17 protein-coding genes are annotated in these 21,888 nt (G+C 62.5%); 6 read left to right on the top strand and 11 right to left on the bottom strand.

Features of this window, described 5'->3' with window-relative positions:
• Position 1: 1 nt before the first annotated feature.
• The 5 genes from AAZQ98_RS05365 to AAZQ98_RS05345 form a co-directional block, all read right to left on the bottom strand.
• Positions 2–949 carry a dihydrodipicolinate synthase family protein gene (locus tag AAZQ98_RS05365; RefSeq protein WP_434690398.1) on the bottom strand — a complete coding sequence of 316 codons (948 nt, stop codon included), beginning with the start codon at positions 947–949 and terminating at the stop codon, positions 2–4.
• Between the two features lie 43 nt (positions 950–992).
• The gene (locus AAZQ98_RS05360; RefSeq protein ID WP_332488897.1) at positions 993–1,787 is read right to left on the bottom strand and encodes an ABC transporter ATP-binding protein; all 795 of its coding nucleotides are present in this window, start codon (positions 1,785–1,787) and stop codon (positions 993–995) included.
• A complete protein-coding gene (locus AAZQ98_RS05355; protein WP_434690396.1) occupies positions 1,784–3,805 on the bottom strand; it encodes a dipeptide/oligopeptide/nickel ABC transporter permease/ATP-binding protein in 2,022 nt (673 codons plus the stop codon). The genes AAZQ98_RS05360 and AAZQ98_RS05355 overlap by 4 nt, the downstream gene beginning before the upstream one ends.
• A 2-nt stretch (positions 3,806–3,807) precedes the next feature.
• Positions 3,808–4,764 carry an ABC transporter permease gene (locus AAZQ98_RS05350; RefSeq protein ID WP_332488901.1) on the bottom strand — a complete coding sequence of 319 codons (957 nt, stop codon included), beginning with the start codon at positions 4,762–4,764 and terminating at the stop codon, positions 3,808–3,810.
• A 108-nt stretch (positions 4,765–4,872) separates the two neighbouring features.
• Entirely contained in the window at positions 4,873–6,483 is a 1,611-nt protein-coding gene (locus tag AAZQ98_RS05345; RefSeq protein ID WP_434690394.1) for an ABC transporter substrate-binding protein, read from the bottom strand.
• Positions 6,484–6,586: 103 nt separating this feature from the next.
• Here AAZQ98_RS05345 and AAZQ98_RS05340 point away from each other — a divergent pair, with 103 nt between their 5' ends.
• Complete coding sequence (locus AAZQ98_RS05340) at positions 6,587–7,345, top strand: FadR/GntR family transcriptional regulator (protein WP_434690392.1); 759 nt, start codon at positions 6,587–6,589, stop codon at positions 7,343–7,345.
• A gap of 43 nt (positions 7,346–7,388) precedes the next feature.
• A complete protein-coding gene (pepN, locus tag AAZQ98_RS05335; RefSeq protein ID WP_434690389.1) occupies positions 7,389–10,034 on the top strand; it encodes an aminopeptidase N in 2,646 nt (881 codons plus the stop codon).
• A 174-nt stretch (positions 10,035–10,208) separates the two neighbouring features.
• Here pepN and AAZQ98_RS05330 read toward each other — a convergent pair whose 3' ends face one another.
• Positions 10,209–11,264, bottom strand: a complete 1,056-nt coding sequence (locus AAZQ98_RS05330) for a lipoate--protein ligase family protein (protein WP_434690386.1) — start codon at positions 11,262–11,264, stop codon at positions 10,209–10,211.
• Positions 11,265–11,436: 172 nt separating this feature from the next.
• Here AAZQ98_RS05330 and AAZQ98_RS05325 point away from each other — a divergent pair, with 172 nt between their 5' ends.
• Both AAZQ98_RS05325 and AAZQ98_RS05320 read left to right on the top strand, forming a co-directional pair.
• On the top strand, positions 11,437–13,035 hold the full coding sequence (locus AAZQ98_RS05325; protein ID WP_434690383.1) for a DUF222 domain-containing protein: 1,599 nt from the start codon (positions 11,437–11,439) through the stop codon (positions 13,033–13,035).
• A gap of 751 nt (positions 13,036–13,786) precedes the next feature.
• The gene (locus AAZQ98_RS05320) at positions 13,787–14,941 is read left to right on the top strand and encodes an IS1249 family transposase (RefSeq protein WP_434690382.1); all 1,155 of its coding nucleotides are present in this window, start codon (positions 13,787–13,789) and stop codon (positions 14,939–14,941) included.
• 146 nt (positions 14,942–15,087) lie between these two features.
• Here the strand turns inward: AAZQ98_RS05320 and AAZQ98_RS05315 are convergent, their stop codons facing one another.
• From AAZQ98_RS05315 to AAZQ98_RS05300, 4 genes are all read right to left on the bottom strand, one after another.
• A complete protein-coding gene (locus AAZQ98_RS05315) occupies positions 15,088–15,345 on the bottom strand; it encodes a type B 50S ribosomal protein L31 (RefSeq protein ID WP_013348950.1) in 258 nt (85 codons plus the stop codon).
• Positions 15,346–15,492: 147 nt separating this feature from the next.
• Positions 15,493–16,326 (bottom strand): TrmH family RNA methyltransferase, encoded by an 834-nt coding sequence (locus AAZQ98_RS05310; RefSeq protein WP_434690380.1) that lies wholly within the window; start codon positions 16,324–16,326, stop codon positions 15,493–15,495.
• A gap of 4 nt (positions 16,327–16,330) precedes the next feature.
• Positions 16,331–17,128: a sulfite exporter TauE/SafE family protein gene (locus tag AAZQ98_RS05305; protein WP_434690377.1), complete on the bottom strand. Its 798-nt coding sequence runs from the start codon at positions 17,126–17,128 to the stop codon at positions 16,331–16,333.
• Positions 17,129–17,156: 28 nt separating this feature from the next.
• Positions 17,157–17,942 (bottom strand): ABC transporter ATP-binding protein, encoded by a 786-nt coding sequence (locus AAZQ98_RS05300; protein ID WP_105657799.1) that lies wholly within the window; start codon positions 17,940–17,942, stop codon positions 17,157–17,159.
• Between the two features lie 187 nt (positions 17,943–18,129).
• On the opposite strand from AAZQ98_RS05300, the gene serB reads away from it, so the two are divergent.
• Both serB and AAZQ98_RS05290 read left to right on the top strand, forming a co-directional pair.
• Positions 18,130–19,050, top strand: a complete 921-nt coding sequence (gene serB / locus AAZQ98_RS05295) for a phosphoserine phosphatase SerB (protein WP_434690374.1) — start codon at positions 18,130–18,132, stop codon at positions 19,048–19,050.
• A 161-nt stretch (positions 19,051–19,211) separates the two neighbouring features.
• Positions 19,212–20,960, top strand: coding sequence for a VanW family protein (locus tag AAZQ98_RS05290; protein ID WP_434690373.1), 1,749 nt, complete (start codon positions 19,212–19,214; stop codon positions 20,958–20,960).
• A 149-nt stretch (positions 20,961–21,109) separates the two neighbouring features.
• Here the strand turns inward: AAZQ98_RS05290 and AAZQ98_RS05285 are convergent, their stop codons facing one another.
• The gene (locus tag AAZQ98_RS05285) at positions 21,110–21,859 is read right to left on the bottom strand and encodes an SDR family oxidoreductase (protein ID WP_105661240.1); all 750 of its coding nucleotides are present in this window, start codon (positions 21,857–21,859) and stop codon (positions 21,110–21,112) included.
• Between the last annotated feature and the right edge of the window lie 29 nt (positions 21,860–21,888).

Genomic DNA, 21,888 nt, shown 5'->3' with positions numbered 1-21,888 from the left:
CCTACTTGGCGGCCACCGGCAGCAGGCCGGTTTCGGCAAGGATCCCGCGGATCGCGGCGGCCTCGGAGGCATCCAGCGACGCCATCGGGGCGCTCATGGCGTTAGTGGCGATGATGCCCAGTTCCACCAGGGCGGTCTTGAAGGCGCCCAGGCCCGCAGCCCCTGGCGACACCCGGGAAGCATCCGGGGTGTAGACGATGTCGAAGACGCGGGCCAGGCGGTCCTGCTCGGCCGCGGCGCCGGCCCAGTCGCCGGCCACGGCCAGGTCGAACAGGCGGCGGTAGCCAGCTGGGTCCACGTTGCCCAGGCCCGGGACCACGCCGTGGGCTCCGCCCAGCAGTGCCCCGTCGACGACGACCTCATGGCCGGTGAACACCGAGAAGCCTTCGATGTCCTTGGTGGCCAGCAGCAGCTGGCGGAAGGACACGTCGTCGCCCGAGGAGTCCTTCACGCCCACGATGGCGCCGGACTGCGCCAGCCGGATGGCCACATCCAGCGGCAGCTTGTGGTGGGTGCGCACCGGCACGTCGTAGGCGAAGATGTCGACCTGCAGGGCGTCGTGGATGGCGGTGAAGTGCGCTTCGATCTCCGGGCCGTTGGAGATGGCATAGAACGGGGTGGTCACCACCAGCGCGTCGGCGCCCAGGGCGATCAGCCGCTGGCCCTCGTCGATGACGCGGGCGGTGGTCTGCTCGCTGGCACCGACCAGGACCGGCACGCGGCCGGCGTTGGCGGCCACGATCCGGGCGAGTACCGCGTCGCGTTCGGCAGTGGCCAGGTAGGGCACCTCGCCGGAGGAACCGAGCACGAACAGGCCGGCCACTCCCCCGTCGATCAGGTGTTCCACCACGGCATCCAGGCCGGCGGCGTCAATGGCGCCATCGGCGGTGCGCGGGGTGATGACCGGCGGGATGACGCCGGAGTACTTCGGGTTGTTCGTGTAAGCCACGGGAATTCGGTCTTTCTCTAGGTGCCGCAAGTGCGGCGAATGGTTAGTGCTCCAGCAGTGCCGGGGCAGCACCCAGCAGGGTGCGGGTGTAGTCATTGGTGGGCGCGTCGAACACCTGTGCGGCATCGCCGCGCTCGACGATTTGCCCGGAGTTCATCACGCAGATGGTGTCCGAAACATAGCGCACGGTCTGGATATCGTGGGAGATGAACACCATGCCCAGATTCAGCTCGGATTTCAGGTCGGTGAGCAGGTTCAGCACCTGCGCCCGCACCGAGACATCCAGCGCGCTGGTGGGCTCATCGGCCACGATCACCGCAGGTTCCAGGGCCAGCGCCCTGGCGATGGCCACGCGCTGGCGCTGGCCGCCGGAGACCTGGCTGGGCAGGGCCGAGGCCGCCGAAGCCGGCAGGCCCACCACCTCAAGCAGTTCCAGCGCCTTGGCCTTGCGCGAAGCATCGCTGCCGATGCCATGCACGCGCAGCGGGTCGGTGAGCGTGTCCATGATCGGCATGCGCGGATTCAGCGCGGTGGCCGGGTCCTGGAAGACTACGCCCACGCTGCGCCCGAACTCCTTGCGGCCCGCGGCGTTGCGCTTGCCCACCGGCTTGCCGTTGAACAGCACCTGCCCGCTGGTGGGTTCCTGCAGTCCCACCAGCACCGAGGCCAGGGTGGACTTGCCGCAACCGGATTCGCCCACGATGCCCACGGTCTGCCCGCGGTGCACCGCGAAGTCCACCCCGTTGACGGCCTTGATCAGGCGCGGGGAGAACAGCTTGCCGCCGCGGATCCTGTGGTGCACGTGGATATCCTGCAGCTCGATGATCGCGTTGCTCATTTGGTGGCTCCTTGAAGGTGGCTGCCATTGCCCTGGTGGCTGGCCCAGCGGTGCTCGCTGCCGGCGTCCACCGGGACGAAGGACAGGTGCTGGTCCGGGTCGGCGCCGGCACGCTGCGAACGCTCGGCGAAGCGGTCGCCGGCGGCGAAATCATACGGGCTGGGGACGGTGCCCGGGATCTGGTGCAGGCGTTCGGCCTTGGACTCGATGGAGAGCACCGCGCCGAGCAGGCCCTGGGTGTATTCGTGATGCGGGTCCGAGAGCACTTCGCTGATCGGACCGGACTCCACCACCTGGCCGGCGTACATCACGGTGACCCGGTGGGCCAGCGAGGCCACCAGTGCCAGGTCGTGGGAGACGAAGACCATCGCGAAGCCCAGCTGCTCGCGCAGCTCGTTGAGCAGGTCGACCACTTGCTTCTGCACGGTGACATCCAGCGCGGTGGTCGGCTCGTCGCAGACCACCAGCTTGGGGCTGCGCGAGAGGGCCATGGCGATCAGCACGCGCTGGCGCTGGCCGCCGGAGAGCTCATGCGGGTAGGAGCGCAGGGTGCGCTTGGCATCCAGCTTGACCAGGGCGAGCAGTTCCTCGGGGGTCTTGCGCCCGCCGCGGCGGGTGAGCTGGCGCAGCTGGTCGCCGATGAGCATCGAGGGGTTCAGGCTGGACAGCGCGTCCTGGTAGACCATGGCGATCTGCTCGCCGCGCAGGCCCTTGTAGACCTTGTCGTCCCCGGCCCGGGTGCCGCCATCGGAGGTAGCCGGCAGCAGTTCCCTGCCCTCGAAGGTGATGGAACCGGAGAGCTGGGCGCTCCCCGGCAACAGGCCCATGATGGCCAGCGAGGTGATGGACTTGCCGCAGCCGGATTCGCCCACCAGCGCCATGGTTTCGCCCTCGCGCACCGCGAAGGAGACGTCCTGCACGATCGGGGTGTCCCCGTAGCGCTCCGGGAAGCGGATGGACAGGTTCTTGACCTCCAGGATGGTGCGCGGCGCGCCCTGGGAGGTATCGAGCACCAGGCGGTCGGTGCGCTGGGCCTCGGCCGCTGCCAGCAGGTCCAGTTCCCCGCGCAGCCGCTCGGCGGCCTGCGGGTCCGCGGCCGCCTTGGCCTTGGCCAGCGCCGGCTCGCCGTTCTTCTTCGCCTGCTTCCTGGCCGAGCCCTTGGTGTTCACCAGCGCATCGGTCATGCCTTCGGCCAGCATGTTCAGCGCCAGCACGGTCAGCAGGATCACCAGGCCGGCGAAGGTGGTCGCCCACCACGCGCCGTTGAGCACCAGGGTGCGGCCGTAGGAGATCACGTTGCCCCAGCTCGGGGCCGGGTCCTGGATGCCTGCACCGAGGAAGGACAGGGATGCTTCGAGGATGATGGCGTCGGCCACCATCACGGTGGCGAAGACCATCACCGGGGCCGCGCAGTTGCGCAGCACGTGGGTGCCCAGGATGTAGAAGCGCCCGGCGCCGATCACGCGTTCGGCGCGCACGTAGTCCTCGCCCCATTGGGCCAGCACGTTGGCACGGACCACCCGGGCGATCTGCGGGGTGTAGATGATCGCAATGGACAAGATGATCACCGGCAAGGTGTTGCCCAGCGAAGCCAGCAGCGCGGCGGCCAGGGCGATGCCCGGGAAGGCCATCACCATGTCCATGATGCGCATGATCGTCTCATTGGCCCACTTGGCGCTGGTGGCGGCCAGCGCGCCGAGCAGCCCGCCCATGACCAGTGCCAGCGCTACCGACCCTAGGCCGACCAGCAGCGAGGCTTGGGCGCCGAAGAGCAGGCGCGAGTAGATGTCGCGGCCCAGCCGGTCGGTGCCGAAGAAGTGCTCGGCGCTCGGCTTCTGCGCCGGGATTCCGGTGGCCAGCGGGTCATGCGGGGCGATCAGCGGGGCGAAGAGGGCCACCGCGGCGATGGCCAGCAGGAAGGCCAAGGCGATTTTGGAGCCTGCCGGCAGCGCCTTGAATCGGGCGCCGGACTCGGAAAGGCGGTTCACGAGGTTGTTGCGTGGGGCCATGATGCTCATCCCTACACCGTCCTAATTCGCGGGTTGATCAGCAGGTAGAGCAAGTCGACGATGATGTTCACGAGCACGAAGGTGATCGCGATGGTCAGCGTGACGCCCTGGACCAGGTTGGTGTCCTTGTTGGTAATGCCGTTCATGATCAGCTGTCCCATGCCGGGCAGGGAGAAGATCATCTCGATGACCACCGCACCGCCCAGCAGGTAGCCGATGCGCAGCCCGAGCACGGTCACCGGGGTGACCAGGGCGTTGCGCAGCACGTTCTTGGAGATCACTTCGCCGCGCGGCACGCCGTTGCCGATGGCGGTGCGCACGTAGTCGCGGTCCAGTTCCTCGACCATCGAGGTGCGCACCACGCGGGTGAGCGAAGCGGAGACCGGGATGGCCAGGGCCAGGGCCGGCAGCGCCATGTGCAGCAGCCAGGTGCCCGGGCCCGATCCTTCGGGGGCCGCTCCCCCGGAGGGGAACAGCGGGCTGGAACCCAGGGCGAACCACTGGATGAGCAGGATGCCCAGCCAGAAGGACGGGGTGGCGATCGCCGCGATGGAGAAGATGCGGACCAGCTGGTCCGGCCAGCCATCGCGGTACAGTGCACCGAGCAGGCCGAAGGCCAGCGAGATGACCACGGCGATGACTACGCCCAGGAAGGTCAGCTGCAAGGTCAGCGGGAATGCGCCGGCGATCATTTGGGAGACCGATTGGGCTGGCGGGGTGGTCAGGCCGAAGTCCAGGCGGATGAGCCGGCCGATGAAGCTGATGTACTGGACCACCAGCGCGTCGTTCAGGCCGCGTTCCTCGCGGTAGGCCTCTTTGGCGGCCTCGGAGGCGCCCTCGCCCAGCGCGGAGGTGGCTTCATCGCCCGGGGCCAGCTTCATGATGATGAAGACCATGGCGGAGATGCCAAGGACCATCACCGGCAGCGCGGCCAGGCGGCGTAAGAGCAGGTTGAGGAAATTCCCCATGGAGTAGCTCCGTCGAGTATCGAAGTGTGCAGGTCATTGCGCTGGGCGGGCCGGGAGGCACGGCGTGGGTGCCGTGCCTCCCGGCCTGCTGCGCGGGGCCGGGGCCGGCTAGGCCTTGCGGTTCACGCCGACAAAGGAGATGCCGGTGGTTGGCAGCGGCGCGAAGCCTTCCAGCGCGTTTTCGTCCCAGGCCGATGGCAGCTGGCGGTGGAGCACCGGGTAGAGCGGGGCCTGGTCGGCGACGATGTTGATCGCCTTGCCCCACGCCGCCATGGCCTTGTTCGAATCATCGGTCTGGATGGCCGCGTCCAGCTGCTTCTGCAGCTGCCTGTATTCGGGCGTATCGTTCCAGCGGAAGCGGTTCTTCGGCCAGACATCGCCGCGGTAGAACCAGCTCATCAGCAGGTCCAGGTCGTTGCCGAAGACCGATGGGTCGCCCGGGGCGGCCACCACCGAGAAGGTGCCGCTGTCCACGTTGTCGGTGTACAGCGCGCCGGACTGCAGGTTCTTCATGGTGACCTTCACGCCCGGGATCTTGTTCCAGGATTCGAGGATCAGCGGGGCGATGTCCTTGACCCACGAGGTGTCGGTGGTCAGCAGCTCGAATTCCAGCTTGTCCACGCCGGCTTCGGCCAGCAGCGCCTCGGCCTTCTGGGCGTCGTAGCCGTAGACCGTGTCCGCCTTGATGTACTGCGGGTGGCTTTCTTGCACATAGGAGCTGGCGGCCTTGGCGTTGCCCAGCAGCGCGGTGCTGATGATCGACTCGGTGTCCAGGCCGTAGTGCAATGCCTGGCGGACCAGGGCGTTGTCGAATGGCTTCTTGGCGCAGTTGAACATCAGGAACAGCAGGCCGAAGGAATCGGCGCTCTTCACCGTGGCCTTCGAGGCCAGGCGGTCCATGTCGAGGTACGGCACGTCCTCGATGGCCTGCACGCGGCCCGATTCCATGGCGGTCACGCGGGCGGCCGCGTCGGAGAGCAGGAACCAGGTCATGCCGCTGGCGGTCGCCGGGTATTTGCCGTTGTAGTCCTCGAACTTCTCGAAGACGATCTTGTCGTCCTTGGTGGCCGAGACCAGCTTGTACGGGCCGGTGCCGATCGGCGCGGCGTCGAAGGCAGCCTGGTCCTTGGAAGCCACGGCCTTCGGCACGATCTTGACCACCGAGATGCGGGTCGGGAACAGCGGGAAGGCGTAGTTCAGGGTGAACGCCACGGTCTTCTCGTCCTTGGCCTTCACCGACTTGATGAAGGGGATGAACTGGGCGAACAGCGAGGCGTTGCCGGTGTCCAGCACCCGCTCGAAGGAGTAGACGACGTCCTGGATGGTGACCGCTTCCCCGTTGTGGAAGGTGGCCCCGTCGCGCAGGGTGATTTCCCAGCTGGTGTCGTCAATCTGCTTCGGTTCTGCCGCGGCCAGCGCCAGGTAGGGTTCGCGGGTGGCCGGGTGCAGGTCCACCAGGCCCTCGAAGATGTGCATGTTGGCGGCGAACGGCGTCGCACCGGAGGAGGTCATCGGGTCGAAACCGGTGGACAGGGCGTAGGAAATGCCTGCCTCGATGGTGCCCGTGCCGGCAGCTGCGGTGCTGCCCGCGCCGCCGCTGGCTCCTGGGGAGCAGGCGGCCAGGCTGGCCGAGAATGCCGCAGCAGCGCCAACCATGCCGGTGATCTTCAGGAAATCTCGTCGTGCAAAGGGCTTGTTGGCTACTTCGTTCAAAGCCATTCTTGCCACCTCCAGGAAAATGAGTGAGTGTTGTAGGACGTAGGATGTCCGATCTATGGTCTAGACTGTAGTGGACGTCACGCCGCATGGTCAACTGCGTCACATGAACTTCTCCGACCGCCGAGGAAAGCAGGATCCGTTGAGCACGATGCCAGCCCGCCGATCAGATGCCCGTGCCCGCCTGCGCGCGCTGACCAATGACATCACCGCGCTGATCCTGGAACGCGGATTGCTGCCCGGGGACCCGCTGCCCACCGAGCAGGAACTCATGGCCGAGCTGGGTGTGGGGCGCAACTCCCTGCGCGAGGCGATCAAGGTGCTCCAGGCCCTGGGCATCATCGACACCCGCCACGGTTTCGGCATGTTCGTGGCCCAGGAAAACCTCAACGCCCTGCATGACTCCCTGGCCTTCCGCGGGCAGATGTCGCTGCGCCACCATGGCCATGAGGCCAGCGAGCTGGTCGACGTCCGCCAGGCGCTGGAAACCGGCCTGATCGGCCTGGCCATCCGCGCGGTCACCGACGAGCACCTGGAGGCCCTGGAGCAGTGCGTAATCCAGATGGAGCAGCACGCGGCGCGCGAGGAGACCTTCGTCGAGCAGGACAAGGCCTTCCACCGCATCCTCTTCGAGCCGCTGGGCAACCAGCTGCTGACCAACCTGCTCGGAGTGTTCTGGGATGTCTACCGCACCATCTACGATGCGATCGACTCCGATCTGGAAATCACCCAGCCGGCCAAGACCGCCCAGGACCACCGCGATATCCTCGACGCGGTACGCGCCAAGGATGTGGAAACCGCCCGGCAGCTGATCTCCGAGCACTTCCATGGGATTCGCGCCCTGCTGGCGAGCCGGGAAGTTTAGCAAAAGAACCCTAAAGCATTCCTTTCACAGCTAAGCTGGGGTGGTGGACACACTTCAACGCTATGCACCCAATGAAAACCTCAGGCGCGACGAAGCGGCCTGGCGCGCACGGAATATCGAATGGCACTTCGCCGAGGTCCAGCTCGATCTTTCCAATGCCACCGATCGCACAGCCACCAGCTTCAGCTCGATCACCACGCTGAACTTCAGCTCCAAGGATCCGGCAGCCTTCATCGACTTCATCCACGAATCCGTGGACGAGGTACTGGTCAACGGCACCGCGATCGACCTGGAATCCGCAGTGCTCGATGCACGCATCTACCTCGACCAGCTGCGCACCGACGTGCCGAACACCGTGAAGATCAGCGGGCGGGCGATCTACTCGCGCTCCGGCGAGGGGCTGCACCGCTTCGTGGATCCGCAGGATGGGCAAACCTACCTCTACACCCAGTTCGAGCCTTCCGAGGCACGCCGGGTCTTCGCCTGCTTCGAGCAGCCCGACCTGAAGACCAGCTACCGCTTCACCCTCACCGGCCCAGCCTCCTGGCACCTGGCCAGCAACCAGCCGATCGTCGATGAGGTACTGCACGATGACGGCACCAAGACCGTGGCCTGCGCCCCGACTCCCCCGATTTCCAGCTACATCACCGCGGTGCTGGCCGGACCGTACCACGTGGCGCGCGGCGAGCACCTCCAGCGGCTGGAGGACGGCGAAGAGCTGAGCATCGAGATGGCCGCCACCTGCCGCGCCTCGCTGGCCGAACACTTCGACGGCGACGAGATCATCAAGCTGACCAGCCAGGGCCTGGACTACTACCACCAGCTGTTCGACTACCCCTACCCGTGGGGCAAGTACGACTCGGCGTTCGTGCCGGAGTACAACCTCGGCGCCATGGAAAACCCGGGCCTGGTCACCTTCACCGAACGCTACGTCTTCACCTCGCATGCCACCGAAGGCCAGTACGAGCAGCGCGGCAACACCCTGATGCACGAAATGGCGCACATGTGGTTCGGCGACCTGGTCACTATGAAGTGGTGGGATGACCTGTGGCTCAAGGAATCCTTCGCCGACTACATCGGCACCCTGGCCAATGACGAAGCCACCGACTTCACCACCGCGTGGACCACCTTCGCGGCGCGCCGCAAGGCCTGGGCCTACGTGGCCGACCAGATGCCCACCACCCACCCCATCGTGGCCGACATCCCGGACCTGCTGGCCGCGGACCAGAATTTCGATGGCATCACCTACGCCAAGGGCGCCAGCGTGCTCAAGCAGCTGGCCGCCTTTGTCGGCGCCGAGGCCTTCCGCGACGCCGCCCGCGCCTACTTCCGCAAGCACGCCTACGGCAATACCTCGCTGGATGACTTCCTCGAAGCGCTCGAAGCGGCCAGCGGCCGCGATATGGGCCAGTGGGCGGATGCCTGGCTGAAGACCAGCGGCGTGCCGAAGCTGCACGTCGAGTACACCACCGACGCCGGCGGCACCATCACCGCGGCATCGCTGATCCAGTCGGGCACCGATCCGGTCACCGGGCAGAAGATCGCCCGCCCGCATGTGCTTTCGGTCGGCGCCTACCAGCTGGACGGGAGCCAGCTGGTGCGCACCGACTCGGTGGACGTGGAGCTCTCCGGCGAATCGGCGGCCCTGGACTTCCTGGTCGGACGCCGGATCCCGGATCTGCTGCTGCCCAACGACGGCGATGAGACCTATGCGCTGATCGAATTCGACCCGGTTTCGCGTGCCACCTTGCTCGGCCACCTCTCGGGCCTGGGCGACTCGCTGCCCCGCGCCACCTGCTGGGCGTCGCTGTGGGACGCGGTGCGTTCGGCCACCTTGGATGCGCAAAGCTACGTGCAGGCGATCCTCGATCACGCGCACGCCGTCACCGACGCGGGCGTCTTCGGGGTGCTCACCGACCAGCTGGCCACCTCGATCTCCAAGTACGTTGCCCCCGAGCTGCGCGCGGAGCTGCGCCATAAGGCCGCCGCAACCCTCACCGGGTGGCTCACCCGGTTCGAGGCCGGCGGAGACCAGCAGACCACCACCGCGCGCACCCTGGTTCGCCTGGCCCGTGCCGGCGTGGCTCCGGAGGTGCTCGACGCCTTCCTGGGCGAGCAGCCCAATGCCTACCAGGTCACCGTCGATGAGCAGCTGCTGTGGGGTTCCTACATCGCGCTGGCCGCTTCCGGCCGGCTCGACGAGGCCGCCGAGGCGTCCATGCACGAAGCGGCCAAGGCCAACCCCACCAGCGTGGCGCAGAACTCGGTCCGCACCGCGCTGGCGGCGCGCCCGGATCCGCAGGCCAAGGACACCGCTTTCGACACCGTGCTGATGGCGCGCGATGAGCATGGAGAGCTGTCCAACGATGCCCTCTCGGCCACCGCACTGGGCTTCACCATGGGTTCCTCCGCCCTGCTGGCACCGTTCGAGGAACGCTACTGGGCCGCGATCCTGCCGGTCTTCGAGACCATGGGCATGGAATTCGCCACGCGCGTGATCGAGGGGCTGTATCCAGGGCACCAGGATCTCCAGGGCGCCATCGAGCAGAACCATGCACTGGCTACCGCTACCGCATGGCTGGAACGCCATGAGAGCGCACCGGCCGCCCTCAAGCGCATCCTGCTCGAGGAACGCGCAGAACTGGAACGCTCGCTGAAGGCCCAGGCCTACAGCCGCACCAGCCGCTAGGCGCTGGCCCTCCGAAGGCCGGCCCGCTGCTTATCCACGCAGCGGGCCGGCTTTTCCGTGCCGCAGCACGCGGCCGGCGCAGCGGCGATGGCAGGGCCACAGCACCATGGCCTTAAGCCAAACAAGGGCCTGGCCTCGAACTTGATCGAGAACAGGCCCTTGGATCTTGGCTCGCTACGGAACCCGCGCAGTCCATTGCGCGGTAGCGAATTTGGCCTCGGCCAATTCCTTCGCCGCCAGACGGGATTCGGCATCCAGCTGTGCCGGCTTGGCCCCGGTGCGCTTGGCGAAGGTGTCCATCATGACGTTGATGATCTCCATGCGATCCAGCTTTGTCTGCGACTTCAGGGGATCAACACGCTTGACCGCTGAGGTGATCCCCTTGTCGGAGATCTTCTCCCGGCCAATGCGCAGCACCTGGGTCATCTTCTCCGCGTCGATGTCGTAGCTCATCGTGACGTGGTGCAGCATCGCACCGTTGGCCAGGCGCTTTTGCGCTGCGCCGCCGATCTTGCCGGCAGGGGTCGCGATGTCGTTCAGCGGCTTGTAGTACGCTTCCAGGCCGATGCTTTCCAGCGCTTCCATCACCCAGGCGTCCAGGTACGGGTAGGAATCGGCAAAGCTCATGCCGTCCACCAGGGATTCTGGAGCGTAGAGCGAGTAGGTAATGCAGTTGCCAGCTTCCATGAACATCGCGCCGCCTCCGGAAATGCGGCGAACCACCTGGATGCCGTGCTTTTCGGCTTGCTCCATATCCACTTCGTTCTTCAGCGACTGGAAGGAGCCGATCACGACGGCGCCTTCGCTCCAGTCCCAGAAGCGGATGGTCGGCTTACGGGTCCCCTTGGCGATTTGCCGGGTCAGCACCTCATCCAGCGCCACTTGCTCCGTGATTGGAATGATCTCCGGGCCCAGGACTTCCCACTCGTGGTCTTCCCACTTGGTGGCGTGTCCCAGCGCGCGGCGGACGACGCGCGCGATGGCGTCTTCGTCAAAACCGAACATCACTGCGCCTTCACGCAGATTGTCGGTTACCGCATTGCGCATGGTGCTGTGGCTGGCGTCCGCTGGCAAACCGCGTAGCGCATCGTTCAAGTCATCGAGTGCATCATCTGGTTCCAGGAAGAAGTCGCCATTCAATGACACTTCGGTGATCACGCCATCGGAAGTATCCAGATCTACAACGACTAATTTGCCACCGACTACCTTGTATTCACCATGATGCTTCATGGTTTCATTCTATCCCCGGCCACCCACTAGTCGAATCCACGCGCCCCCCGGATTCGGTGGTTCGCAGTGGCAAAATTCGACCCGGGATAACAATCGAATAAATATTCGAGAATACTTCCACATTCCGCGGATTTCCGGGCCAAACTGTCTGTTGCCGGCAGGATAATTAACTATGGCTATACCCGATTTCATCCATGACGACGATGATGAACATCGTCTACCGTTACTCCCAGCTGGCACTCGCACAGAATCCCACAAGGATTCGTTATTCAGCGACCATCTCGAACATCACCTGTTCCATGGTCCGCTGAAGCAATTGGCAGATGAGCTCTACGACGCGGGCCCGCTCAATGGCCCCGGCGACGCCCTCGAACGGCTGAAGAAGATCCAGCGCATCCAGAGCACCCTCGATGCAATGACATCTGTGCTGCTGGCCGATTCAGTAGAACAAGTCAGTGAATCATTTGCCGATATGATCGCCACCGAGGGGACCACTACCGAGGAGGAGGAACGCGAAGCTCGGAAAAGTGCTCAATACTATGGCGTTGACCGCGGCAGTGACCAGGTCATCAACTCCAACTTCATCGCAGAAGCGGCTGTCGCGCTGCGTGAGACCCCTCGAATGGTAGGCAAGCGGATGTTCTATGCCAAGGGTCTTCGCTACGCCTGCAAGGAAACTCTCACGGCTCTGGCTGCAGGAGAGATCACGCCCAAGGCAGCGCATGACATCGTGAAGCATTCGCAGGACTTGCTCCCCGAACAAATCACGCAGATGCAACGCGTGCTGTTGCCCATGGCGAAGACTGCGTCTGATGACGCGATATACCAACGCGCACGCCGGTTCCATGACCGGATGTGCCCGGAGGCCGCCGAACAAAGGCACAAGAAGTCTGAAAAGAATCGCAAGCTCACGCTATGGGATAACGAAAATGGCATGTCCACCCTCAAGTACTACAACAGTGCCGCAGTGATTCATTCCATCAAGAACTCCGTGAAGTGGCTAGCTGATCAGCATAACGATCCTCAGGATCCCCGTACCCGGGAGCAAATAGAAGCGGACGCCTTTGCAGACATCATCCTCAACGGCTGGCCGGACCGGGAAGGCACGCCCCTCAAGCCACGGGTATCCATCACGATTCCCGCGGTGGAAATGCTGGCGGATCCTACAAGGACCGTGGCTGACTTGGAAGGCTACGGCCCCATCCCACTGGGGGTCGCATTGGCGTTGGCAAAGGATGCGCCTTCGTTCCAGCGCGTGCTGACCGATCCATGGACTGGCGCCGCGATAGATGTCGAGCGCAGGCGCTACCGGCCCTCACAGAGCCTCAAGGATCTGTTACGGCACCGCGATGAGCATTGCTGCTTCCCCGGCTGTCGCCGTCCAGCTGACCGCTCCGAGATTGACCATATAAATGGCTGGGCTCACGGAGGGCATACGACCAGGGACAATACGCATCTGCTGTGCAAGCAGCATCAAATGTTCAAGCATGCATTGGGCTGGAAAGTCGTTCCGCGACCTGACGGATCCAAGATGTGGGTGACTCCGCACGGGCTGAGCGCACTCGTTATTCCGGAAAGCGTAAAGCGTGTGGACCAATTTGATCATGTAAATGATCATTGCCCAGAGCGCCCTAAGGTCATTCCTTTGCCGCATATTCGACTCACGGCAGAAGTACGCAGGGTACTTGGGCTCAAACCTCGCGTCGAAATTCCAGACCAGGATCCCGGTCCTGAATCGCCGCCAGATGACGGCCAGAAGGAAACAGGCTGAGGACGCTATCCCGATTGACCGGATTTTGGGTGACAGAATTTTTCAGTCACCAGCACCTCCACACCACCAATAACACCATTCACGCAACGGCGATAAAGCCTGTTGCTTGGAGCCGTGCGGCCAGGAGGTCTGCTTCGACGAGTCAGCGAATCTTTATTCAGCCACCACGGGAAGCCCCGACGGCTATTGCGCCGAAAAGCTCTGGGCAAACGCTACTGACAATATTTTTCAGTCAATGGCGCCTCCAGGCAACTGCCAAAATGCCCGATGCGTATCGCGGCGCGAAAAACGAAACCTCTTCGACAGTTCCATGAAAATATTTTTCAGTCGTCTCCGGCCACCCCGACAACTATTGTGCCGAAAGACGCTGGGCGAACGCTGCTGACAATAATTTTCAGTCACTGGCGCATCGAGTCGACTACCAAAATGCCCCTTGCGCATCGTGGCGCGAAAAAAGGAATCCTCTTAGTCAGTTAAGTGAGAACACTTTTCAGTCATCTCCTGCCGCCCCGACGGCTATTGCGCCGGAAGACGCTGGGGCGAACGCTGCTGACAATATTTTTCAGTCACTGGCGCATCCAGGCAACTGCCAAGATGCCGTGATGCGCATCGTGGCGCGAAAAACGAGACCTCTTAGACGGTTCCGTGAAAACATTTTTGGGTTAAGTCCCAAAAAAGGTGTACAGAACCCACCAAAAACATATAACCACTAGGAACAACACCACGAACACATGCTTTGAAAGCATGTACCGTGGCAACAATTGCAAATCAACCCCGCTGTGATGTATGCGGAAACAAGCTCGTCAAGAACGGCAAAAACAGTGCCGGACGCACCCGCTGGCGATGCAAGAACTGCGGCGCGTCCACCACCGTTTCCCGCCCCGACATCACCGCCAAGAAACAGTTCACCAGTTTCCACCGATGGGCCACCGGAAAACAAAGCATCGCCGAACTGGGAACCCCGCGCAGCACCTTTCACCGCACCACAGCATGGTGCTGGCAAGTCCAGCCACACCTGGAACAAACCGGCGAGCAACATCGATACCTCATGCTCGATGGCACCTACTTCAACGGCTACTGCGCACTGACCGCGTTCAACGGAAAGCACATCATCGACTGGCAATTCTGCGACCGTGAAAAGATCGCGTCATGGACCCACCTGCTCCAAGGCATGACCCCACCACAAATTGCGCTCATCGACGGCAACGGCGCCCTGGAATCCGTGCTCACCGCGCTCTGGCCCGACACCAAAATCCAGCGTTGCTACTTCCACATCCGCCAGTCCATGGTCAAGCATCTGACCTTGAATCCACGCACCGTCCCAGGTCAACAGCTCCTTGCACTCACCCGTGCACTGATGAAAGTCAGTACGAAAGACGAAGCGGCGAACTGGTCCGAGCAGTTCATCCACTGGCAGTCCATGCACGAAGTGACGCTCAAGGAACGCACCTACGCGAAGGACCGCACCGCGTCCAGGCCCACCCGAGTCAAGCCGCACCAGACCTGGTGGTACACGCATATCGGGCTGCGTCGCACTGAGCGGCTATTGCATGACCTGCTCAAGAAAGACCACCTGTTCCAATGGCTTGACCTCGCTCAGCCCGGAGAGCTGCTGCCCAAGACCACAAGTCCCTTGGAAGGTGGCATCAACGCCGGAATCAAGGAACAGCTACGGCTGCACCGAGGGCTGACACCGCAGCATTCCATGGCGCTGGTGCGCTGGCATTTGTATCGATACGCCGAGAACCCCAAAGATCCTTGGTCGTTCGTGCAGCGACATCATTGGGCAGAAAAACCCAAGCCGAAACCCCGGGCGGAGGAACCGATCGGGCCAGCGGTTTACGGCCAGCACTTCAGCTGGGGAGACGGCAATGGCATCCGAAAAGGCTGGGGAGGACGTAGATGAATCCACTTCCTCGCGACATCTGTACACCTTTTTTGGGACATCACCCACATTTTTCAGTCACTGATGGACAGGTGTCCCGTTAAAGCAGCAGCGGCGTGTTTCCAAGAATTGGAAACACGCCGCGAAAGCTTGCTAGGGGCGAAGTATTACTTCTTGCCGCCGAAGCCCTTGAAGCGGGCGTTGAAGCGCTCGACACGACCAGCGGTGTCCATGATGCGCTGCTTGCCGGTGTAGAACGGGTGCGAAGCTGCCGAGATTTCGACGTCGATTACTGGGTAGGTGTTGCCATCTTCCCATTCGATGGTCTTGTCCGACTTAGCGGTCGAACGGGTCAGGATCTTCTCGCCGGATGCCAGGTCGTTGAAGACAACTGGGCCGTACTGTGGATGGATATCAGCCTTCATAGCTATACACCTTTTTTGTTTATGGCCACTGGATTTTGCCAGTAGCTACTTACTCGGAAATTGTGTCCCGCATTCAGGGCTCCATGAAGAGACCTCAATGCACAGACAGTCCATCCTATCGCAAAAGCGGCGGCGGCTGAAACCTTCTTAGCGTGGCGCGGAGCACAAATGCCAGAATGCAATTGCGCTAGCGGCACCAACATTCAGGGAATCCACTTCGCGGTACATAGGGATGATCACTGTCCGGTCAACGGCGGCCAGAGCTTCATCGGTAACTCCCCTGCCTTCGTTGCCCAAGATCATGGCGACCTTCTGGCCAGACTTGATCTCTACTTCGTTTAGCGGGATCGCGTCATCGGTCAGTTCCATGGCGAGCATCTCGTAGCCATGCTTCTTCAAGGTCTGGATGTCCTCTGGCCACGACAGCATGCGTACCCAGGGAAGGTCGAAGACCGTCCCCATAGAAACGCGGGCGCTGCGTCGGTACCAGGGGTCCACGCATTTGGGGGTGAGCAGCACAGCGTCAACGCCGAGCCCTGAAGCCGAACGAATAATTGCGCCGAGGTTCGTATGATCGGCGATGTCTTCCAAGATGGCAACGCGCGAACTGGCTTCAAGCACCTCGTCCAGATCCAGCGGTTCGGGACGATTCATCGCTGCCATGGCGCCGCGGTGCAAGTGGAAGCCGACCAGATCCTGCAGCTGCCGATCATCTCCAATGAAAATCGGTGCGTCCGGGAAACGGTTGAACTCCTCGGTTAGCTGGTCCAGATGCTTTTCGGCGAGCAAGAAGCTGCGCGGCACGTGTCCCGCGTTGATCGCACGCTGAACCACTTTGGTGCTCTCGGCAATGTAAAGGCCGTTTTCCACGTCGCTGCGCATGCGCAGGTTCGCTTCGGAGAGCCGGAGGTACTCGTCGAGGCGGGAATCAGCCAGATCCGCTACCGGCAGGATCCGTTCAGGGTTGAGAATTTCAGCCACGAAGCTACACCAACTTGTAGAGCATGTTGCCCAGGGCGACCAGGCCCAGGATGACGATGACCAGGCGCAGCAGCCCAGGTGAGAGCTTGCGGCCAATCTTGGCGCCGGCAAATCCGCCGATCAGCGAGCCGACAGCGATAAGCAGAACGATGAGCCAATTGATGCGTTCCGGCGCAATGATCAGGTACATCGCGGCCGCCACGAGATTCACGATCAAGGAGAGGATGACCTTGATTGCATTGGACTGCTGCAAGGATGCTTGCAAGAACACACCGAATACCGCCATCAGCAGGACTCCCTGCGCGGCGGTGAAGTAGCCGCCGTAGACACCGATGATGAACACCAGGATGTAGAGGACCATTGGAATCTGGGCGCGATCGGCATCATCCGGGTCGGTGCCGCCGGAAGCGGCCTGCCGGGTCTTCGCCCACTTGGCAAGACGGGGCTGGAAGATCACCAGCACCAGCGCGCAAACCAGCAGCACCGGCGCAACGATGCCGAAGACGGACTCCGGCAGGTTCAGGAGGAGCAAGGAACCGATCAACCCGCCGACCAGTGAAACCGGCACGAGTTTGAGCAGCGTCTTCTTGACGCTGGCAGCTTCTCGACGGTACCCCCAGGCACCGGAGAAGCCACCAGCAACCAGACCCATGGCGTTGGAGACAACGGCATTCACCGGAGCCATGCCCAACGCCACGAGAATGGGGAAAGTGACCAACGTGCCCGAACCGACGACGGTGTTGATAGTTCCGGCCCACAGTCCGCCAATGAAGACCAGGGCTTCGCGCCAAAATTCGATCACGTGGAATTTTCCCCTTTAGTTATTGCTGTTAGCTGCGTGCGAAAGCAGAGTAGCGTCCACCTTCACGGCGCAGGCTCAGCGGCATGCCGTAGGTTGCTTCCAGGTTCGCTTCGTTCAGCGTGGATTCGATCTCGCCGGCAGCGACAACTTCGCCGTCGCGCATCATCAAGATGTGGGTGAATCCCGCTGGCACCTCTTCAAGGTGGTGGGTTACCAGAACCAGCGCCGGGGCATCCTCGTCGGCTGCCAATTCCGCCAGCTTGCCAACCAGGTCTTCGCGTCCGGCAAGGTCCAAGCCTGCTGCAGGCTCATCGAGGATCAGCAGTTCGGGATCGGTCATCAAGGCACGAGCGATCAGCACGCGCTTGCGCTCGCCTTCGGAAAGCTTGCCGAAAGGCTGGTTCATGAAGGTGGACATGCCCCAGTTGTGCAGCAGATGGAAAGCACGGCGCTCATCGAGCTTCTCGTACTTCTCGCGCCAGCGACCGGTCATGCCGTAAGCCGCGGTGAGTACTACGTTCAGCGCGGTTTCGTTGGCTGGAATGGAGTTGGCCACCAGGGCTGAGCTCAGGCCGATCAACGGACGCAGATCGAAGACCGACACCTTGCCCAAGCGTTCGCCAAGGATATCCGCGGTACCGCGGGTTGGGTGCAGCCGGGTGGCCGCAATGTTCATCAAGGTCGACTTGCCGGCGCCATTGGGGCCGATCACAATCCACCGCTGTCCTTCTTTGACTTCCCAGGACACGTCCTTGAGCAGGTCTTTTCGCCCGCGTACAACGCTGACATCTTTGAAAGTTAGCACTTCGCTCATGGTATTCAAGATTAGACTTTTCGCCCCTGTTTCACTAATTGGAAATGCCGAACGGGGCCTGAGATCGCCGGATTGACCTGTATTGCGTCCAACGGCAATACTAGTTCGCTCCCCCAGGCCTGGTCAGCAACTTTGCGCCAACACGTCATGTTTGGTCGTAAACACCGAAGCAATGAAAAATGGTTGCATGGCTTCATCATTGGTTTTCGCATCCCGCCCCGCTTTCTCCCGCACCGACTTCAACGCTGTATTGCAGCAAGCGGCCGCCGCCGGGCTCATTCCCGCCGCGGACGAAAGCCAGATCAAAGCCAGCGAAGAGCGGCTGGTCGCCAAGTTCCGCCTTGAACAGGCCGATCAGGCCAAGCTGCAGCAGGCCGCTGCGGCATTCGTCGATGCGCAGGTCGCCGACGGCGCACTGGAATACGCGGACATGTGCGTAGCGGTGGTACCGGCCGAACTCGTCGATGCTCCGCAGCTGCTCTTGCTGATGGATGTCGATTCCACCTTGATCAAGCAGGAAGTCATCGAACTGCTCGCCGCTCACGCTGGACGGGAAGAAGAAGTGGCTGCGGTGACCGAAGCCGCGATGCGCGGTGAACTGGATTTCGCCCAGTCCTTGATCCAGCGAGTAGCTACCTTGAAGGATCTGCCAGATACTGTCCTTGCCGAGGTAGGCCAGCGCATTGTCCTCTCGGACGGCGCCGAAGCCCTGGTCAAGCGGTTCCACGCGGCTGGGCACAAGGTCGGCGTAGTTTCCGGCGGGTTCCAGCAGATCCTGGATCCGCTGGCTGCCCATCTGGGCCTGGACCATGCGCTGGCTAACACCTTGGGCATTTCCGAAGGAATTCTTGACGGAACCGTTCACGGCCAGATCGTCGATCGCGGCATGAAGGAAACGAAGCTGCGCGCCTGGGCCGAGGAACATCACATCCCGATGACGGCGACCGTCGCCGCCGGTGACGGCGCCAATGATCTGGCCATGGTTGCTGCCGCGGGTTTGGGCGTGGCTTTCAATGCGAAGCCTGCCCTGCGTGATGAGGCGGACGTGCGCCTGGACTTCTCGCGCCTGGACGTCATCGCCGACCTAGTACTCAATGATTTGGCTTAGCGGAATCCAACAACTGCATAACAATTCTGCCGATAGCGGCTTTCGGTAACTTGATCGGTTGTTCCAGCGGTTAGTATTTCTATTGACGCGTTTAACGGCTGGCGGCATGAGTCCTAGCCGCGCGCGTAGCCCCTATCGCTTTCGAAAGAGCTACCAGACCAGTGCAGACCCCCTCCCCGGACAGTTCCTCAACTACGCCTACGCACTCCGCGCAAGACAAGAAGAAGCCGAAGAGCAAGGCCAAGCCTTGGATCATTACCGGTTCTTGTGTTGCAGCCGTAGCCGCAGCATATTTCGGCGGAGCCGCCTATGTCAGTTCCCAGGTTCCAGCCAACGCGTCAATTGCGGGCGTGAACATCGGATCCATGAACAAGGACCAGGCTCGCGCCGAATTGGAACGCGAGGTACTCCCCCTGGCTGAAAAGCCAATGGATGTCACCGTCAACGGTGAAAAGTACACCCTGGATCCGGCCAAGGCCGGCCTGGAACTGAACGTTGATGAAACCATCAACGAACTGACTTCCTACGAAATCAACCCGGTCAAGCTCTACGAGCGGCTCACCGGCGAATTCCACGTCACCCCAGCGGTAGACGTGGATCAGGAAAAACTGGGCGCGCAGCTTGAAGCGCTGGCCAAGAAGGCCAATGCCGAGGTCGCCGAAGGAACCATCGATTTCAAGGATGGCACCTCGAAGCTGACCAAGCCCGTCGACGGCGTAGCGCTGAAGACCGAAGAAGCCGCCACACTGATCAGCGAGGAATGGGAAATTGCCGGCGCGGCGATCGACCTTCCTGCTGAGGTCAGCAAGCCGGCGATCTCTGCCGACGCCCTGCAGGCGTTCTACGACAAGGACGTCAAGGCGCTGCTGAAGGACGAGGTCATCCTGGCATCGGATGACAAGAAGGCGTCCATCTCGGCCGCGTCGATTGCCGCGGCGGCAAAGTACGCGCCCAAGGATGGCGCCCCAGCGATCGCATTGGATGACGAGAAGCTCTACAAGGCTGCGACGAAGAATTCCGACCTTTCCAGCACTGCCAAGGATGCGCAGATCGTCTTGAAGGACGGCAAGCCGTCCATCATCAAGTCCTCCAAGGGCATCTCGCTGGAGACCAAGGGCCTGGGCGCCAAGGTCCTGGCCGCCACCGCTGCCAAGAACCGCACTGCCGAAGTTGAGATGACCGAGAAGGAAGCCGACTTCACCACCGCAGATGCGAAGAAGCTCGGCATCAAGGAACCGATCGTCACCTTCTCCACTCCCTACCCGGCTTCCGATACCGTGCGCACCAAGAACCTGCATGCCGGTTCGGCGCGCGTCAATGGCGATATCATCAAGCCCGGCGAACGCTTCTCGCTGCTGCAGGCCTTGGGCCCGATCACCGTGGCCAACGGCTACTACAGCTCCGGGGTCGTGGAAAGCGGCTTCAGCACCGAAGCCGTAGGCGGCGGACTCTCGCAGATCTCCACCCAGATGTACAACGTCGGCTTCCTGGCCGGATACGACGACATCACCCACAAGCCGCATTCGCGCTGGTTCGAGCGCTACCCCGCAGGACGCGAAGCCACCTTGTGGGAAGGCCAGATCGACATGATCTGGGAGAACAACACCCCCTACGGCGTGATGATCCAGGCCTGGGTTTCGGGCGACAAGGTCAATACCCGCCTGTGGTCCACCAAGTACTGGGACGTCTCGCAGAAGAGCTCGGGCAAGTACAACCAGACCAACCCCGAAACCAAGTACAACCCGGCCGAAAAGTGCGTCTCGGAATCTGGTGGCAAGAAGGGCTTCAGCATCGATATCACCCGCTACCGGGAAGCCTTCGATGGTTCCAAGAAGCTGCCAGCTGAAACCAAGAGCTGGACCTACAGCCCATGGCACAAGATCGTCTGCGGCGACAAGCCCAAGGACTGATCCAAGCGAAATCGCCGGGCGCCTCCCTTTCGGAGGTGCCCGGCGATTTCGCTTAACCCGGCGCATTTTGCCCCAGGCACGGAAAAGCTGGCGGTCGGAACCCCGGCACGGGGTAACTGCCGCCAGCTGATGCGCGCTGCTGCGGGGGCTTACTTGCCCGACTGCTCCAGGAAGTCGCCTGCGCCGCCAACCAGCTCGGTGTGGCCGGTCTCGACGTCGGCGAAGACCATCTTGGCTACCTCGGCGCCGAACTCCTCGACGGAGTACAGCTTGCCGGCAGCTTCGCGGCGGGCGTCGATAGCACCTGGCTCCATGCGGTTGAGCAGGGTTGCGGTGATGGTGCCTTCGATCATGTCACCGGAGACCACCACGAAGGTGATGTTCTTCTCGGCCAGCTTCGGGATCATTTCACGCAGTGCATCTTCGCCGGCGCGCTTGGACTTGGCCACAGCGTCGTAGGCATCCATGGTGGTTACTTCGTTGATGAAGTGCGCCTGGTGGCTGGTGACGAAGACCACGCGGCCGCCTTCGCTCAGCTGGGGCAGCGCGGCTTCCAGCATGGCCACCTGCGCGTCGCGGTTCAGGCGCAGCGCATAGTTTTCGCCCATGGAGGTTTCCATGCCGCCCGAAGCGTTGAGCACGACGACATCCAGCGAACCGAAGTTCTCAACGGCCGCGTCAACCAGAGCCTGCGGACCCTCAACGGTGGTCAGGTCGGCGCCCACGGCAACGGCCTTGCCGCCCTTTTCTTCAATAGCGGCAACAATCTTGTTGGCGCGCGGGGCCTTGGCGCGGTAGTTGACCACTACGCCAACGCCCTGCTCGGCCAGCAGCTGCGCGGTCACCGCACCGATGCCGCGCGAGGAACCGGTTACAACGGCACCTTTGAATTCACTCATGGTGGTACTCCTTTGGATTTCTTGCTTAA

It is taken from the genome of Glutamicibacter sp. Je.9.36 (assembly GCF_051129975.1).
Classification (GTDB): Bacteria; Actinomycetota; Actinomycetes; order Actinomycetales; family Micrococcaceae; genus Glutamicibacter.
The sequence above is the reverse complement of the archived record's forward strand: the minus strand, read 5'-3'. Positions and strand labels throughout refer to the sequence as shown.